The sequence below is a fragment of the Pseudomonas sp. IT-P260 genome (assembly GCF_949768395.1).
Taxonomy (GTDB): Bacteria; Pseudomonadota; Gammaproteobacteria; order Pseudomonadales; family Pseudomonadaceae; genus Aquipseudomonas; species Aquipseudomonas parakoreensis.
Window position 1 is genome coordinate 227,893 of the sequence record NZ_CATKPO010000041.1, and the last position, 15,239, is coordinate 243,131.

17 protein-coding genes are annotated in these 15,239 nt (G+C 59.2%); 2 read left to right on the top strand and 15 right to left on the bottom strand.

Annotated features, from left to right (window positions below; translation table 11 throughout):
• Nucleotide 1: 1 nt before the first annotated feature.
• From ACM6HV_RS22225 to ACM6HV_RS22280, 12 genes are all read right to left on the bottom strand, one after another.
• Nucleotides 2-187, bottom strand: a complete 186-nt coding sequence (locus ACM6HV_RS22225; protein ID WP_047291936.1) for a hypothetical protein — start codon at nucleotides 185-187, stop codon at nucleotides 2-4.
• Nucleotides 188-288: 101 nt separating this feature from the next.
• Complete coding sequence (locus ACM6HV_RS22230; protein ID WP_047291934.1) at nucleotides 289-717, bottom strand: hypothetical protein; 429 nt, start codon at nucleotides 715-717, stop codon at nucleotides 289-291.
• Nucleotide 718: 1 nt separating this feature from the next.
• Entirely contained in the window at nucleotides 719-3,109 is a 2,391-nt protein-coding gene (locus ACM6HV_RS22235; protein ID WP_414905304.1) for a phage tail protein, read from the bottom strand.
• On the bottom strand, nucleotides 3,110-3,745 hold the full coding sequence (locus ACM6HV_RS22240; RefSeq protein ID WP_414905305.1) for a phage tail protein I: 636 nt from the start codon (nucleotides 3,743-3,745) through the stop codon (nucleotides 3,110-3,112). It lies immediately after the preceding gene.
• A complete protein-coding gene (locus tag ACM6HV_RS22245) occupies nucleotides 3,742-4,737 on the bottom strand; it encodes a baseplate J/gp47 family protein (RefSeq protein WP_414905306.1) in 996 nt (331 codons plus the stop codon). The genes ACM6HV_RS22240 and ACM6HV_RS22245 overlap by 4 nt, the downstream gene beginning before the upstream one ends.
• Entirely contained in the window at nucleotides 4,734-5,066 is a 333-nt protein-coding gene (locus ACM6HV_RS22250; RefSeq protein ID WP_003222189.1) for a phage baseplate protein, read from the bottom strand. Before ACM6HV_RS22250 ends, ACM6HV_RS22245 begins: the two co-directional genes overlap by 4 nt.
• Before the next feature lie 14 nt (nucleotides 5,067-5,080).
• Nucleotides 5,081-5,689, bottom strand: coding sequence for a phage baseplate assembly protein V (locus ACM6HV_RS22255; protein WP_414905307.1), 609 nt, complete (start codon nucleotides 5,687-5,689; stop codon nucleotides 5,081-5,083).
• A 3-nt stretch (nucleotides 5,690-5,692) separates the two neighbouring features.
• On the bottom strand, nucleotides 5,693-6,214 hold the full coding sequence (locus tag ACM6HV_RS22260; protein ID WP_414905308.1) for a hypothetical protein: 522 nt from the start codon (nucleotides 6,212-6,214) through the stop codon (nucleotides 5,693-5,695).
• 72 nt (nucleotides 6,215-6,286) lie between these two features.
• Nucleotides 6,287-6,628, bottom strand: a complete 342-nt coding sequence (locus tag ACM6HV_RS22265; protein ID WP_003222183.1) for a phage holin family protein — start codon at nucleotides 6,626-6,628, stop codon at nucleotides 6,287-6,289.
• A gap of 145 nt (nucleotides 6,629-6,773) precedes the next feature.
• Nucleotides 6,774-7,211, bottom strand: coding sequence for a tail fiber assembly protein (locus ACM6HV_RS22270; RefSeq protein ID WP_414905309.1), 438 nt, complete (start codon nucleotides 7,209-7,211; stop codon nucleotides 6,774-6,776).
• Between the two features lie 221 nt (nucleotides 7,212-7,432).
• On the bottom strand, nucleotides 7,433-7,741 hold the full coding sequence (locus ACM6HV_RS22275; protein ID WP_414905310.1) for a hypothetical protein: 309 nt from the start codon (nucleotides 7,739-7,741) through the stop codon (nucleotides 7,433-7,435).
• Nucleotides 7,742-7,768: 27 nt separating this feature from the next.
• The gene (locus ACM6HV_RS22280) at nucleotides 7,769-8,512 is read right to left on the bottom strand and encodes a helix-turn-helix transcriptional regulator (protein ID WP_095138375.1); all 744 of its coding nucleotides are present in this window, start codon (nucleotides 8,510-8,512) and stop codon (nucleotides 7,769-7,771) included.
• Between the two features lie 200 nt (nucleotides 8,513-8,712).
• Between ACM6HV_RS22280 and mutS the strand changes: the two genes are divergently transcribed.
• Both mutS and fdxA read left to right on the top strand, forming a co-directional pair.
• Nucleotides 8,713-11,295: a DNA mismatch repair protein MutS gene (mutS, locus tag ACM6HV_RS22285; RefSeq protein ID WP_414905311.1), complete on the top strand. Its 2,583-nt coding sequence runs from the start codon at nucleotides 8,713-8,715 to the stop codon at nucleotides 11,293-11,295.
• Between the two features lie 163 nt (nucleotides 11,296-11,458).
• Nucleotides 11,459-11,782, top strand: a complete 324-nt coding sequence (gene fdxA / locus ACM6HV_RS22290) for a ferredoxin FdxA (protein ID WP_003222178.1) — start codon at nucleotides 11,459-11,461, stop codon at nucleotides 11,780-11,782.
• Nucleotides 11,783-12,395: 613 nt separating this feature from the next.
• Here the strand turns inward: fdxA and rpoS are convergent.
• The 3 genes from rpoS to ACM6HV_RS22305 form a co-directional block, all read right to left on the bottom strand.
• Nucleotides 12,396-13,403: an RNA polymerase sigma factor RpoS gene (rpoS, locus tag ACM6HV_RS22295; protein WP_095138373.1), complete on the bottom strand. Its 1,008-nt coding sequence runs from the start codon at nucleotides 13,401-13,403 to the stop codon at nucleotides 12,396-12,398.
• Nucleotides 13,404-13,508: 105 nt separating this feature from the next.
• Complete coding sequence (locus ACM6HV_RS22300) at nucleotides 13,509-14,390, bottom strand: peptidoglycan DD-metalloendopeptidase family protein (RefSeq protein ID WP_115986308.1); 882 nt, start codon at nucleotides 14,388-14,390, stop codon at nucleotides 13,509-13,511.
• Nucleotides 14,391-14,602: 212 nt separating this feature from the next.
• On the bottom strand, nucleotides 14,603-15,238 hold the full coding sequence (locus ACM6HV_RS22305; protein ID WP_169841266.1) for a protein-L-isoaspartate(D-aspartate) O-methyltransferase: 636 nt from the start codon (nucleotides 15,236-15,238) through the stop codon (nucleotides 14,603-14,605).
• Between the last annotated feature and the right edge of the window lies 1 nt (nucleotide 15,239).

Consider the following 15,239-nt stretch of genomic DNA (forward strand, 5'->3'; position numbering starts at 1 on the left):
GTTAGTCAGCCTTCTTGGCAGCGGCCTTTTTGGCCTGGGTGGTAGGTGTTTTAAGTTCCAGTCGACCGGCGCTGTGCAGCGCACTGGCCTCGACGTCGAGCAGATCCAGGTCTTGACCGACGCTCGACCAGTGCCCACCGCCGGTGGGGAATGGAACGAGCACGGTGTAGGTTTGGCGGGTTGCCATTTTTCGTTTCTCCATAAACGGGAAAGCCCCTCGTGGGGAGGGGCTTTGGCGGGTGTTGAATGTATTGGGCGGACAAGAAAACGCCCCGGGGTGCGGGGCGTTTACTGAGGCTGCGCAGCGATCCAGGAGGGCACGACCGGACGCGATTCTGGCGATGGAAAAGCTGCCGATTGGGGCCAGTCGCGCAAGTTGCGAATGTAGATCAACAGTTCACTAAACTGCTCAGTTGTCAGCGATGCTGTCTGGTTCAGATCGAGTTGGTCGCGATGACGTTCGCGCAACCAAAGAACACTATTGATCTGTTTGTCTCGCCAACTGCGTTCCTGCTTTGCTCTCTCCTTTGAAGTCAATTCCGGCGGATCAATCAAGATCGGCAGTCCGTTTTCATCCTGACTTCGGACTTTTCCGAACTCGGGATTGGCAAAGACTTCCTGATAGAGGGCATCACTGATTTGAATTACGTCATCCGGCATCACCGAATGCACACGGTCCAAATAAGTGCAGTCTGTTGATTTGCTGTAATAACGCATTTTAGTTACCTATGGCCAGATAGCGGAGGTTCGTCGTCGCCACGTTACTCCAAGCGGTGAAGCCGGTCGTTACTGGACTTACACCCAAAGGATGAGCCCCCCCACCCCCATCAGTAGCTATCATTTGAAAGACGTTGTTACGGAAGGCAATTGGGAAAGTGAAGTTTGCGGATGTCCCCGGCATGTTCGCCAACCCCCATTGCAGCATCAAGCCACCGAGCCACGAGGGGAAAATGATGTATCCATTGGTGGCGAGGCTGATCTCGAATCCGAGGCGCAGTTTTTTTGGCGATACAATGACTGTATCGTCGGTTCCTGCGTTGGTTTGATTCTGGGTAGCGACTTTCGCTGTGCCTTGGTTGGTTTCAGTGGCCTGTTGCGACAGAACGGCCAGAGCCGCGATATCGATGCCTCCCTGATTGACCGCTGCGTTCCAGGCCTTGATGCACCACATGACGGCGAGGTTGCGGGGGCGGGTTTCAGTTCCGCCAGTGTTCACCGTATTCTGGGCGTTCACCATCTGCATAGTGGAACCGCTATCTACCGTGGAAAGAAATGCACCCACTGAGATACTCGCTGCCGCACCATTAATATTGCCTGCCTGCCAATTACCTGCGGGATCAAAGGTCGCAGCAGTGCCATCAAAATAGCGGTGGTTGTGCGCAGCAAATGCCTCTGCTTGAGTCGTGCCGACACCCCTTCCAGCATCCACACCACGCCCATGGTCCCAGCCACGCAGGAACTCACCGCGCGACTCCGGCAAGCGGAAGTTACCCGCCCCCTCGTTACCCTTGTTGTAAGTGGTACCGAGAAAAGCCGCCAGATCCGGATAAGTCGCAATGCTCTGTACGCTGCCATCCAGCTCCAGATAACCGGGAGCGACGATGCCTGTCGGGAATGCCAGAACAGCGCCCACCGGAACGGCGGATTTGAGCCGTTCGACTTCCTTCGCCAAGGCCGCTACATCGATGGTTCCCTGATTGATCGGGGCGTTCCAGGCTTTGATGCACCACATGACGGCGATGTTGCGGGGGCGTGCCTCCGCCCCACCCGATGCCTTTGTTACAACATCGTCCGTATTGTTGTATTGCTGGAGATAGTTCCGCCTGATGTCGCCGGCCATGAAAATATCGGCGATAACGTCGTAGGTCGTCCCGTGAATATGGGATTTGTTGTCGTCCGCCTGCCAACTACCAAGACCACGTCCAGCATCCACCCCACGCCCATGATCCCAACCACGCAGGAACTCACCACGCGCCTCAGGCAAGCGGAAGTTCCCAACCCCCTCATCCCCCTTATTGAACTTGCCGCCCAGATAAGCGCTCAAGTCCGGGTAAGTCGCGCTGCTCTTGACGCTGTTATCCAGCTCCAGAAAGCCCGGCGGCGGTGCATCCACCGGGAACGCGACAATCGAACCCACCGGCAACGCCGATGCCTTGGCAATCAACGCCTCAACTTCAGCCTTGGTGTAAGAATCCTTGATTCCAAAGCCGGCGAGGGTTTCTGGGTTAGCCCCGGCAGTCGCCCGACCATATTCATCAACCGTCAGACTCTTGTAAATCCCGGCCGCAATCCCGGTACGCCCGGCGAGCATCTTGAACGTGAGTGCGGTGGTACCAAGGGTAATCGGCGCATTGGTGGTCAGGTGCCACAGCGAATCGCCGTTCGCCGTACCCTCCTCGACCATGACCGTCAGGCCAGGCGTGACCTTGGCACTGGTATTGGCATCCGCCGCCCGCACCCAGTCGCCATTAGCGACGACCCACAGGCCGTTGTCCTTGGCCTGGGTCTGGTTCGCCAGCAGCACGCGGTCGCCAGCAATCACTGCGACACCGTCTATTTGCTGCGCACCGTTCAACACGATATTGGTGCTTGCGGCGACACGCACCGACTGCTTGCCATCGAGCTTGCCGAGTTCTTCGGCGAGGTAACTCATGACCCAAGCGCGGGTGGCTTTGACCACCGTGTCATCAATCAGCAACGTCACCAGCGACGCATTGCTGGTCTCGAAAATCGAGCGAATATAGAACTCTTTACCCGACCCCGACGTCGCCAGCACCGGCTTGAACGACTCCGGGTATTTGACGATGGCGTAGAGAATCCCGGTATCGGTCCACAGCCCCGCCTCACGCACATACCAGCCGCCAACGTCCGGCGGAATGGTCACTTCGGCGAGCAGCCAGCTCGGGTTCTTCTCGTCCTGAAACAGCGCATTGAGCGGCCCGCGCCAGACTTCGCGTGCAAGTGCCGTGGCGGTGGCGGCAGGGTTGTAGACCTTGCCATTGCCATCACCGACGGAAATCTGCGTCAGCTTGATCGGCGTGCCCGCAGCCTTGCACGCCGTTTCGTAGGCAATCCCTGCGTTGGTGAGCAGGGTGTAATAGTCAGCCATTCAGGCCCCCTGAGGATAAATAGTGGATGTTTCGACGGTGTACATCGCGGCAGCCATGAACGCCTCGCCAGAGGTTTCGAGCCCTTCGATGAACACCGGATAAACCGTCGTCAACTCTCCGCAGAAAGTCGCAGCGGCGATGCAATGACTGCCGAACGCGCTCAAGCCAACCGTTACCGACAGAATGTCCCGCTCGCTCTTGGCATCGGCCAGACGCCGGTCGAGACGGGCGTCGATTTCTGCGCTGTAAGGCTGGTCGCTGAAGGCGCGCACGCTGAAGCTGTAAGGCACGCCGGGCGGCGTCTGTTCGTACCAGGCGCGGACTTCGGGGCGCAGTTGCAAACCCTTGGCCGCGTTTTCCAGCGCCTTGCGAGTGCCGGCCTGGCGTGCGGTGGGCCAGGCCAGTTCGACGGTCAGGCGCTTTTCCGCTTCCGGTGCGCTGCTGCTCCATTCGGCGACGCCGCGATCCGCTGCCAGATACGGCAGGAACGCCACTGGTGTTTCGCTCGGATTCATCAGTTCGGGGAACGGCGGCGCGATGCGATCAAGCAGCGCACCGAAGCCCAGATCCAGCCCACGTTCGAGTGCCGAGCTGTTGGCCGGCAACAAGGTCGGGCGTTGTGTTGGCTCACTCATAGCGTCAGCACCTCGACCTCGACTGCCGTGCAGTACGGTGCCTGAAACGCAGTGCTCACGATCGGCGCCAGCGGTTCAAGAATCTGCAGTTGCACGGCGCCGGCGCTGTGCAGCGTGTAGTCGATCCAGCTCGGATCGACCCGCCCTTCCAGGCGATGGCAACTGTCGGCGTAGGCCTGCAATTGTTGCTGCGCGGCGACTTTGGTCAGGCCCGAGTCGGGGCCGGAATTGATCTTCGCCACCACGCGAATCTTGTAGCGGTGAATGTCGGCAGCCTTGACCGTGACCAGGTCGGTTTCCGGCCGCACATCAGGGCGGGCGAAGTGCTGACGCACGCCATCCAGCAACGCTGCAGACGGAGTGCCATCGCCGTCTCGCGACAGCACCGTGACCTGCACCTCGCCCGGCGCCGTGCGGCGACCGTTGCCGTCCTTGACCTGTGCAGCGAGGCCGTCCGGGTTGAAGGTGTAGGTGACGTTCACCACACCGCCATCGCTGGATTCGACCTTCACCGTTGGCCGTTCACCGAGGGTGAATACCTCGCGGCGATACTGCATTCGCGAGCCCGTTGCCGGGGCATGTGGCGCCAGGTAATAGCGCAACCGGGCGTCGTCGTCGCTTTCATAAATCGGTGGTATTGGCGGGAAGGCTGCCGGGTCGCCCGCGTCGAGCAACTGCCTTTCAAGGCCCATGTCCGCCAAGCGTGCGTCGAGGTTGCTGCCCGTCGCCCACCACGCCAGCATCTGCTTGATGCGGGCGTTGTATTTGCGTTCGTGGGTTTGCAGACGCACGCAGAAGGCTTCCAGCGCGAGGGTCAGCAGTTCGCTTTCGTTGTCGAGGCTGGTCTTGAGTTTCGCCGCGCTGTCCGGCGCTCGGGCGCCGACGTATTCGACGACGAAGGTCTTGAACTCGGCGAGCAGGTCTTCGAAGGCGTCGACGGTGATCAGCGCCGGTTCGGCCAATTGATTCTGGCCGGGGATCAACATGCTCATGTCACGACCTCGAATGTCTGTTGACGGTTTTTCCAGGTGCCGGCGAAGCGCAACAGCAGACCCGCGCCCTGGCGGCTGGCGACGATCACGCTCGGCTGAAAATCGCTGATCCCGTTCTGCGCGTTGTAGAACGCCTGAGCCGCGTGGCTCTGGGCCAGAAGCAGAACGTCGTCACCGAGGTTCTGCCCCAGCAGCGTGGGGATCAGCGAGCCATAAAGGGGCCTTTTTTGCCGGGTGCCCAGCGGTGTGGTCAGGGCCCGGGTCGCGCGCTGCACAAACTGCAGCCAGTCGTCGACCGTGGCCCCGGAGTCTCTATCGATTCCGATCATGGGAAGCTCTTGATTCAGGGGCTGATGACGCGGCCCTGGTGATCCACCAACGGGCCGCTGAAGTGCACGCCCGAGGCGTCAATGCTCAGGCCGACGGCGCCGAGTTGCAGGCTGATCAGCTGTGGCGTCATCGTCAGTTGTGCCGGGCCGATGCTCAGTGCAAGCGACTCGCGAGAGCCACTGAATGCGGCCGGGCCGTTTTGCCAATGCAGGGTGTGCGTGGCGTCGTCGTAACAGCTTTCAGTGCCGTCGACATAAACGCGGCGCGTCAGCGTCGGTACCGTCGCCGTCGGCGGAAATCGGTCACTGTTGAGGCCGAACAACGCCACGCTCTGCGCGCCGCTTTCACCGCTGCCGTAGTTGAGCAACAGACACTGCTCGCCCACGCTCGGAATCCGCGATTCGCTCTGCGCTCCGGCGCTCGGGTTGAAGAACTTGATGGCTGGTGTGAGCAGTCCACCGTGGCTGACCTGGCAAGTGTTGCTCGCCGCATCGACTGCCTGACACACGCCGATGCGACAGAAACTCTCGGCACGGCGGTGCAGGTCGTCGATCTCCGCTTCCATCTCCGCCAGCCGCTCGATGATCGGCCCCAGTTGCATGCGCAGTAATGCGTCGAACATCGGTCAGGCCTCCAGCGCGGTGTATTGGTCGGGGTCGTCGATGTTGCTGACTTCCCAGGTACGGGCGAATTTCGGCGTACCGAGCGGGTCGTCGAGCAGCGTCGGGCCGAGGTAGAGGGTCTGAGTGAAGGTCAGGGTCCATGCCTTGTATTGCTGGTCGGCGCGTGTGAGCACTGACGGCAAACCATCAATGTTCATCGGCAGATCACATTGAGCGCCGGGCAGGTTCCAACGGTTGTCGGTGATCAGGTTTTTCAGCACCGCGATCAGATCGCAGGCGGCAAAGGCACTGGCGGAAACTGCCGGAATGACTTGCAGCGATACGGTCATGACGTGGGCGATACGTCCGTCGGCGCCACGCACTCCGGGCGCATTACGGTCGAAGTCGATCAATGCCCAGGCCTGAACGCCGGGTGCTGTGAAGTCGTCGTGATTGCCGACCTGCAGATTCAGGCCGGCACTGTTGCGCAAGGTTGTCGCCATCGCCGTGAACAGCTGCGAAGGCTGCTGGATCGGTGCGGGCATGCATGACCTCCTTTTCAATTGTCCACGCGCAGCCCCGCCGCATCAGTTGCAGCGAGGCAGGAAAGTGTTGAGTTACTGGGGATCGCGCGGCGGGGGAACTTCGCAGACGCCGATGCGCTTGGCGGCCCAGCGTTCGTACAGACCGATGGCGACGTCGGCACCGGCCATGGCGGTCAGGCAACCGAAGGCACCGGCAGCCCAGATCGATAGCCCGGCGGCGTACAGCAGCATGATCGCCGAAACGCCGCAAATCATGCAGGCGCCGGAGCGCAGGGCGAGACGCCGCAGCAATGACCAGCCACGAGCGCCCTCCTTGTCGGCGCGCCACATTTCGCCGGACACCCCGCCCACTACTGCGAGGAGGATGACCAGCCAGATAGGCATGTCCGCCAACGCTTGTTGCTCGTTTGTCATGTCACGCCTCCTGGTTCTAGTTGATGAGTGTTGTGTGTTGGGTTCAAGCGATGTCTCTTCAGGTAGGCATTCCAAAAAGCCCGGCGCTGAGGCCGGGCTTTTCAGTAATGCGCTCCCAATGGCGGGGCTGACACACGAGATCGGATTAGAACGGAGCTACCGGCCAGTTGATCGCTGATGGATAGCCGGATTGTTTGTTCACGTCAGCGACATCGACGTAATACTGTTTGTAAGCCTGCAACAATGTTTGCTCTTCAGGCGAGGCAACACCTAGATCCAGCTTGTATTGCAAAGGGTTCACCTTCAGCCAATTAACCGCAACCGTGAGTAAATCCTGTATCTGTTTGGTCGCTAGATCGACGTACTCCTGATAAGTCAGCTCACTGAGGACCCAGTCAGTATAGGGATAGCCGGAAGTTGTGCCCTTCCATCCCACCTGAACACCCGGATAGTCTGTTGCGTCAACCCAATAGCCATTTACGCCATTTGGAAGCTCAGTGGGCTTCTCCTCAGCGTCCACGACTTGCAGAACCATGTTGACGGTTTGCCCATAATAAAATTGTACAAAAGCATATCGCGTCATTTTACTTCTCCTGACAACTACCAATATCGAGTGCGTTCTTGCGTTCTGCACACCTGCAGACCCGTGCAACTTTCGTCGCCGGAGCAGAAATCAGGCAGGCATTCCAAAAAGCCCGGCAATTACGCCGGGCTTTTCAGTAATGCGCTCCTTCGCCTTCCTTCAAATCCTGTATTCGAGAAGGAAGCTGACTTTTCGGCGCTACTGGCGCGGTACGAGTCCATTCAAATTGTTTTTCCGACCGCGGTCCCTGCCCGCCGGATAACTGCTCTTGGTGCTTTACGCTGCGCACCCGGGTCAGTTGCCAACCCTCTGAACCGTTGAGGCCGGTTCATCGCTGCCTGTTCTTGTGGAACTAAAGAGCTGTTGTTGCCAGCCGCTTTGTCGAGCGGCTTGGTGGCAAGAATATGCATGGATGCATATACAGTCAATGCATAAATGCATTTATTTATGCGCAAGAAATGCACCGACGCATGAAGGCCGCATAAATCAAGGCGTTGGGGGTTTTGTTCAGGCGAAAAAAAACCCGCCATGGGCGGGTTTTCTAAGAAGGGGATTGCCTATCGGGCGTACATGCCCCACCAGAAGACGTGACCGAGGATGACGATCTGCTCTTCCTGCATGTCCTGGAAACTGTAGTCCTCGTCCGGATGTTCATCGCGGTTGAAGCTGCGCAGACGGATCCCCGTCGGCAGGCGGTAGAGTTGCTTCACGCGCAATTGACCGTTGTGATTGATCGCGTACAGGTCGCCATCGATGATGTCGCCGATCCCGCACTTGCCGGCATTGACTCCGACCGTGGCGCCGTCCCGCAATACCGGCATCATGCTGTTACCGCGCACTGTCACGCATTTGGCCTGGTCGAACTGCACACCGTTGTGGCGCAGGCTGCGCTTGCCGAAGCGCAGGCTAGAGCGTTCGCTCTCTTCGATGACGAATCTTCCTGATCCAGCAGCCAATTCAACCTCACGAAGGAAGGGCACCGACACCTCGTCGTCATCGACAGGGGTATCGTCGTCCCACAGGCTTATGTCCTTGAGTTCCGCATGCACGTCATCGCGCGCGCCACCGGTCGCGGTCGCGACATCGGCGCGACCGCGCAATTGATCAGTGCTCACATTGAAGTATTCGGCGATCTTCGAGATGTGTTTATCCGAAGGATCGACGATCTTCCCGCTGAGAATCCGCGAGAGCGTTGATTGAGGCACGCCGGTGCGACGGTGGAGCTCCGTGGGGGAGATCCCGTGCTGATCGAGCAGTGCTCTTAAGACGGAGGATACGTTGCGTTTTTGCATAACGCGCATAGTGCTTGAAGTTTTTTCCGAAGACAAATGCTGATTTGCATAAATCGTGCATAAATCACAATTAACCGCAGAAAGTGTCAGCGGGCCGTCATGCCTGCGTCGAGCCGACCGCCCATGGTAACCTTGCGCCCATCGCGGAAAAGCCCGGCGGTTGCCCTCGCTTTTGCCCTACATCATTTAACGAGTTACCTGACAATCCGATGAATAAAGCCGTCTCCGACCTGTCCTCCCACACCCCGATGATGCAGCAGTACTGGCGCCTGAAGAATCAGCACCCGGATCAGCTGATGTTCTATCGCATGGGCGACTTCTACGAGATCTTCTATGAAGACGCGAAGAAGGCTGCCAAGTTGCTCGACATCACCCTGACCGCGCGCGGTCAGTCGGCGGGCCAGGCGATTCCGATGTGTGGAATTCCCTATCACGCGGCGGAAGGTTACCTGGCGAAACTGGTCAAACTCGGCGAGTCGGTAGTGATCTGCGAGCAGGTCGGCGATCCCGCCACCAGCAAGGGCCCGGTGGAACGTCAGGTGGTGCGCATCATCACCCCGGGTACGGTCAGCGATGAGGCGTTGCTGGATGAACGGCGCGACAACCTGATCGCGGCGGTACTGGGCGACGAGCGCCTGTTCGGTCTGGCGGTGCTGGACATCACCAGCGGCAATTTCACGGTGCTGGAGATCAAGGGCTGGGAGAACCTGCTGGCGGAACTGGAGCGGGTCAACCCGGTGGAACTGCTGATTCCGGACGACTGGCCAAAAGACCTGCCGGCGGAAAAACGCCGTGGTGTGCGTCGTCGCGCGCCGTGGGATTTCGAGCGCGATTCGGCGTTGAAAAGTCTCTGCCAGCAGTTTTCCACGCAAGACCTGAAAGGCTTCGGTTGCGAAACCCTCACCCTGGCCATCGGCGCCGCTGGTTGCTTGCTGGCCTATGCCAAGGAAACCCAGCGCACCGCCCTGCCCCATCTGCGCAGCCTGCGTCATGAGCGTCTGGACGACACCGTGGTGCTCGACGGCGCGAGCCGCCGCAACCTCGAACTCGATACCAACCTGGCTGGCGGGCGCGACAACACGTTGCAATCGGTGGTCGATCGTTGCCAGACCGCGATGGGCAGCCGCCTGCTGACCCGTTGGCTGAACCGTCCACTGCGTGATTTGACCGTGCTGCTGGCGCGACAGACCTCGATCACTTGCCTGCTCGACGGCTACCGCTTCGAAAAACTCCAGCCGCAGCTCAAGGAAATCGGCGACATCGAGCGGATTCTGGCGCGGATCGGCCTGCGCAACGCGCGCCCCCGTGACCTCGCTCGCCTGCGCGATGCTCTCGGTGCCCTGCCGCAACTGCAAGTAGCGATGACCGACCTCGAAGCGCCGCACCTGCAGCGCCTGGCAGCCACCACCAGCACCTATCCGGAACTGGCGGCGCTGCTGGAAAAAGCCATTATCGACAACCCGCCTGCGGTGATCCGCGACGGCGGCGTGTTGAAAACCGGTTACGACAGCGAACTCGACGAGCTGCAATCGTTGAGCGAGAACGCCGGCCAATTCCTGATCGACCTCGAAGCCCGGGAAAAGGCCCGCACCGGCCTGGCCAACCTGAAAGTCGGCTACAACCGCATTCACGGCTACTTCATCGAACTGCCGAGCAAGCAGGCGGAATCGGCTCCGGCAGACTACATCCGTCGCCAGACACTCAAGGGCGCCGAGCGTTTCATCACGCCGGAGCTGAAAGAATTCGAAGACAAGGCGCTGTCAGCCAAGAGCCGCGCCTTGGCCCGCGAGAAAATGCTCTACGAGGCGTTGCTGGAAGATCTGATCAGCCAACTGCCACCGCTGCAGGACACGGCCGGCGCGCTGGCCGAACTGGACGTGCTGAGCAACCTTGCCGAACGTGCGCTGAACCTTGATCTGAACTGCCCGCGCTTCGTCAGCGAGCCGTGCATGCGCATCACCCAAGGGCGCCACCCGGTGGTTGAGCAGGTGCTGACCACGCCGTTCGTGGCCAACGATCTGAGCCTGGATGACAACACCCGGATGCTGGTGATCACCGGCCCGAACATGGGTGGTAAATCCACCTACATGCGCCAAACCGCATTGATCGTACTGCTGGCGCATATCGGCAGCTTTGTCCCGGCGGCCAGTTGCGAGCTGTCGCTGGTGGACCGGATCTTCACCCGGATCGGCTCCAGCGACGACCTGGCCGGCGGCCGTTCGACCTTCATGGTCGAGATGAGCGAAACCGCCAACATCCTGCACAACGCCACCGAACGCAGTCTGGTGCTGATGGACGAAGTCGGTCGCGGCACCAGCACCTTTGACGGTCTGTCGCTGGCATGGGCCGCTGCCGAGCGCCTGGCACATCTGCGTGCCTATACTTTATTTGCCACACACTATTTCGAACTGACCGTGTTGCCGGAAGCCGAGCCGCTGGTGGCCAACGTGCACCTCAACGCGACCGAGCACAACGAGCGCATCGTATTCCTGCACCACGTGTTGCCAGGGCCTGCCAGCCAAAGCTACGGCCTGGCCGTGGCGCAATTGGCCGGCGTGCCGAGTGAAGTGATCGTGCGTGCCCGCGAACACCTGAGCCGACTGGAAGACACCGCATTGCCGCATGAGGCGCCAAAGCCTGCCGTCAAAGGCAAGCCTGTCGTCCCGCAGCAAAGCGACATGTTTGCCAGCCTGCCACATCCGGTACTGGACGAATTGGCGAAAGTGGATCTCGATGACCTGACCCCGCGTCGAGCACTCGAATTGTTATATGCACTTAAGAACCGGATCTAAGCAGCAAAGAACCGGATATAACGCAAACGGCTTCAAGCTGTTAGAATCTCGCGCGGTTCGGGATGCTGCCGGTTAATAGCCTGGCTGGCAGACATCGCTCCCGAACCTGGCGACCCCAACCGTGAAGGGGCTACGCTGCCGCCGCCTGAGGAGAAAAATAGAAATGACCTTCGTCGTCACCGACAACTGCATCAAGTGCAAGTACACCGACTGCGTAGAAGTCTGTCCGGTGGACTGCTTTTACGAAGGCCCGAACTTCCTGGTGATTCACCCGGACGAGTGCATCGACTGCGCCCTGTGCGAACCGGAATGCCCGGCCGTGGCCATTTTCTCTGAGGACGAAGTTCCAGAGGATATGCAGGAGTTCATTCAACTCAACGTTGAATTGGCTGAAATCTGGCCGAACATCACCGAGAAGAAAGAATCGCTGCCGGATGCCGAAGAGTGGGATGGCGTCAAAGGCAAGATCAAAGACCTCGAACGCTGATCTGTCGCGCGTTACCAAAAGGCCCCTTGCGGGCCTTTTTGCTTTTTCGGATTCTACTTTTCTACAGGCAAAAAAAGGGGCGGTTTGACCCGCCCACATTTTTTCCCTATTCCCTGTATTCCTTTTCATCGTCCTGATGAATCGCGTCCTGCGATGTCCGTTCCCCTCTTCCTTGAAGGGCGTGTCTGTCCGTCGACACAGTGCTGATACTAAAGAGTTCCCCGCCGGGAGCAATCGGCCTCGCGGGCTGAAAATCGCTGTAATAAGCACTTCACATTACAAAATAAGCTTATTAATCAACTAGTTAAATACTCCAGCCCTGAGCAATCGACGTCTGCCGTCCTGCAAAAATAGGGAACGCTTACGAAAGAGTAAGCCAAGGCTTACACCGCGAGACTACAAACGATGGAAATGCTAACCGTATGTCCGGCAGTGAACGTTGTGGCGAGGGAGCTTGCTCTCGCTTGAGTGCGCAGCGCTCATGAACCATTGGCGTTGCTGCGCAACCCGTCGGGAGCAAGCTCCCTCGCCACAGACAGTATTCAGCCAAGATCCGAGCAATAAAAAAGCCCCGAACCAGTCGGGGCTTTTTATGGGCAGGCGTCAGAGGCGCTTACTGAAACAGCGACTCGCTCGACAGGCCATTCTTCTCAAGGATTTCGCGAAGGCGCTTGAGGCCCTCAACCTGGATCTGCCGCACCCGCTCCCGGGTCAGGCCGATCTCCAGGCCTACGTCTTCCAGCGTACTGCTCTCATGGCCGCGCAGGCCGAAGCGGCGTACGACCACCTCGCGCTGCTTGTCGGTCAGTTCCGAGAGCCATTGATCGATGCTCTGCGACAGGTCGTCGTCCTGCAGCAGTTCGCATGGATCGGTCGGACGGTCATCCGTCAGGGTGTCCAGCAGGGTTTTATCCGAATCCGGACCCAGCGAGACGTCGACCGAAGAAACCCGCTCGTTCAGGCCGAGCATGCGCTTGACCTCGCCCACCGGTTTTTCCAGCAGGTTGGCGATTTCTTCGGGTGAGGGTTCGTGATCGAGCTTTTGCGTCAGCTCTCGTGCGGCCCGCAGGTACACGTTGAGCTCCTTGACCACATGGATCGGCAACCGGATGGTCCGGGTCTGATTCATGATCGCACGCTCGATGGTCTGACGAATCCACCAGGTGGCGTAAGTCGAGAAGCGGAAGCCGCGCTCGGGATCGAACTTTTCCACTGCGCGGATCAAGCCGAGGTTGCCCTCTTCGATCAGATCCAGCAGCGACAACCCCCGATTGACGTAACGCCGGGCGATCTTCACGACCAGCCGCAGGTTACTTTCAATCATGCGCTTGCGCCCCGCCGGATCGCCACTTTGCGACAGACGCGCAAAATGAACTTCTTCCTCGGGGGAGAGCAGTGGAGAAAAGCCGATTTCGTTGAGATACAGCTGCGTGGCATCGAGTGCCCGGGTGTAATCGATGTACTTGTGTTGTTTAAGTGAAGCGGAGTGTTTGGATCTGGAACGAACGGAAGGTGGAGCAGCCCCTTCATCATTCGACATCGAATCCGAATCGATGCCGGCCTCCATAAGGAGAACCTCATCGTCGATGTCAAACTCCGGCACTTCTTTACTGAGAGCCATTGTTATAGTCCTTTGGTGAGTTCGACCCCAAGCTCAAGCGACGCCTTTATCCTTGGCAGCGCTGGAGCCTGTCCCCTCTACGCGACGGAACAGGCTGGCCTCAAATCAACGTCTGGGCAGGAACTGCAGCGGATCTACTGGCTTACCTTGTCGGCGAATCTCAAAATGCAGTTTCACCCGGTCTGTACCCGTTGACCCCATTTCGGCAATTGTCTGTCCGACCTTGACCTGCTGCCCCTCCCGTACCAACAGCCTGCGGTTATGTCCGTAGGCACTGACGTAGGTTTCGCTGTGTTTGATGATGACTAATTCGCCGTAGCCCCTTAAGCCACTCCCGGCGTAAACCACCGTCCCATCAGACGCAGCTAAAACAGGCTGTCCCAAATCTCCGGCGATATCAATTCCTTTATTCAAACTACCGTTTGAAGAGAATTTTCCAATCAGAATGCCATTAGATGGCCATCCCCAGCCGGTCGGGGCCGGGCCCGGTGGAGGCATCGGAGCCGGGGTCGATTTGTTCGCGACGGACGGTGCAGCCCCCGCAGAACCTGCCTTTGAGCCGGTCACCGTGGTGGTCGTGGTGCCATTCGCCTGACGCCGGATTACCGTGGTTTTGCTTGAAGACGATGGTGAGGAACTGCTGTTGCTCACCACCGCCGTCGGCGTTGAACCGGTGCGACCGTCGAAGCGAATTGTCTGACCCGGGTGGATCGTATACGGCGTAGGAATATTGTTCCGGGCCGCGAGGGCTTTGTAGTCCCAGCCGTAGCGAAAAGCGATGGAAAACAGCGTATCGCCCGGACGGACTACATACTGCCCGGTCGTGACGGCAGGACGCTGAGCCGCTGCACTGTTGCGATCGACCACCCGCACATTGCCCGATTTGGTGCTGGAGCAACCGACCAGCAAGGTGCTCAATACAAGGCCAGTCACCAGGCGCTGAAAGCTCGTGTTACCCATACGCTGCGCAATGACTGTGAGACTCACCCGCCGCTCCCTTTGTGGTGGCTGAAATATGTGGAATGCCGAACCGCGGCAAGTAGTGTCGCAAGTATAACGGGCTGAACAGGCTTTACCGTTAAAGATGCGAAAACGCGACACGCACACGTTTGCCCGTGGATATTTCGTCGCGTTTAAACCATCGCTGCCGGTGTAAGACACAGGCCAGCGCAAGGAATTCAGCGCCCGTAAACAAATGCTCAGGCCAGCGGGCCATTGAGCAACGGCACGAAGCGCACCGCCCCCAGAACGTGACGGGAAAAGCCGTGTTCTTCGCGCACGATCAGCATCAGTTGCTGCACTTCCCCCGAGCCGACCGGAATCACCATCCGCCCACCCGGTGCCAGTTGATCGAGCAAGGCCTGCGGTACATCGGTCGCGACTGCGGTGACGATGATGCCGTTGTATGGCGCCAGCGCCGGCCAGCCTTCCCAGCCATCGCCCCAGCGAAACACCACATTGCGCAGGTTGAGTTCGACCAGGCGCTCCTTGGCCCGATCCTGCAAGACCTTGATGCGCTCGACCGAAAATACCCGCTCAACCAGTTGCGACAGCACGGCTGTCTGATACCCCGAACCGGTACCGATCTCCAGCACCTTGTCCAGCGGCCCCGCCTCCAGCAGCAGCTCGCTCATGCGCGCCACCATATAAGGCTGGGAGATGGTCTGGTTGTGGCCGATCGGCAGTGCGGTGTCTTCGTACGCGCGGTGCGCCAGCGCTTCATCGACAAACAGATGACGCGGCGTACGGCGAATCACTTCCAGCACTTTGGCGTTGGACAGGCCTTCTTCATATAAACGCTGGATCAGACGTTCACGGGTGCGTTGCGACGTCATG

What these genes read in the sequence shown, in the direction of transcription:
- ACM6HV_RS22225 (WP_047291936.1), bottom strand. Translation starts at nt 187, where the DNA reads ATGGCAACCCGCCAAACCTACACCGTGCTCGTTCCATTCCCCACCGGC.
- ACM6HV_RS22230 (WP_047291934.1), bottom strand. Translation starts at nt 717, where the DNA reads ATGCGTTATTACAGCAAATCAACAGACTGCACTTATTTGGACCGTGTG.
- ACM6HV_RS22235 (WP_414905304.1), bottom strand. Translation starts at nt 3,109, where the DNA reads ATGGCTGACTATTACACCCTGCTCACCAACGCAGGGATTGCCTACGAA.
- ACM6HV_RS22240 (WP_414905305.1), bottom strand. Translation starts at nt 3,745, where the DNA reads ATGAGTGAGCCAACACAACGCCCGACCTTGTTGCCGGCCAACAGCTCG.
- ACM6HV_RS22245 (WP_414905306.1), bottom strand. Translation starts at nt 4,737, where the DNA reads ATGAGCATGTTGATCCCCGGCCAGAATCAATTGGCCGAACCGGCGCTG.
- ACM6HV_RS22250 (WP_003222189.1), bottom strand. Translation starts at nt 5,066, where the DNA reads ATGATCGGAATCGATAGAGACTCCGGGGCCACGGTCGACGACTGGCTG.
- ACM6HV_RS22255 (WP_414905307.1), bottom strand. Translation starts at nt 5,689, where the DNA reads ATGTTCGACGCATTACTGCGCATGCAACTGGGGCCGATCATCGAGCGG.
- ACM6HV_RS22260 (WP_414905308.1), bottom strand. Translation starts at nt 6,214, where the DNA reads ATGCCCGCACCGATCCAGCAGCCTTCGCAGCTGTTCACGGCGATGGCG.
- ACM6HV_RS22265 (WP_003222183.1), bottom strand. Translation starts at nt 6,628, where the DNA reads ATGACAAACGAGCAACAAGCGTTGGCGGACATGCCTATCTGGCTGGTC.
- ACM6HV_RS22270 (WP_414905309.1), bottom strand. Translation starts at nt 7,211, where the DNA reads ATGACGCGATATGCTTTTGTACAATTTTATTATGGGCAAACCGTCAAC.
- ACM6HV_RS22275 (WP_414905310.1), bottom strand. Translation starts at nt 7,741, where the DNA reads ATGGCGGGTTTTTTTTCGCCTGAACAAAACCCCCAACGCCTTGATTTA.
- ACM6HV_RS22280 (WP_095138375.1), bottom strand. Translation starts at nt 8,512, where the DNA reads ATGCGCGTTATGCAAAAACGCAACGTATCCTCCGTCTTAAGAGCACTG.
- mutS (WP_414905311.1), top strand. Translation starts at nt 8,713, where the DNA reads ATGAATAAAGCCGTCTCCGACCTGTCCTCCCACACCCCGATGATGCAG.
- fdxA (WP_003222178.1), top strand. Translation starts at nt 11,459, where the DNA reads ATGACCTTCGTCGTCACCGACAACTGCATCAAGTGCAAGTACACCGAC.
- rpoS (WP_095138373.1), bottom strand. Translation starts at nt 13,403, where the DNA reads ATGGCTCTCAGTAAAGAAGTGCCGGAGTTTGACATCGACGATGAGGTT.
- ACM6HV_RS22305 (WP_169841266.1), bottom strand. Translation starts at nt 15,238, where the DNA reads ATGACGTCGCAACGCACCCGTGAACGTCTGATCCAGCGTTTATATGAA.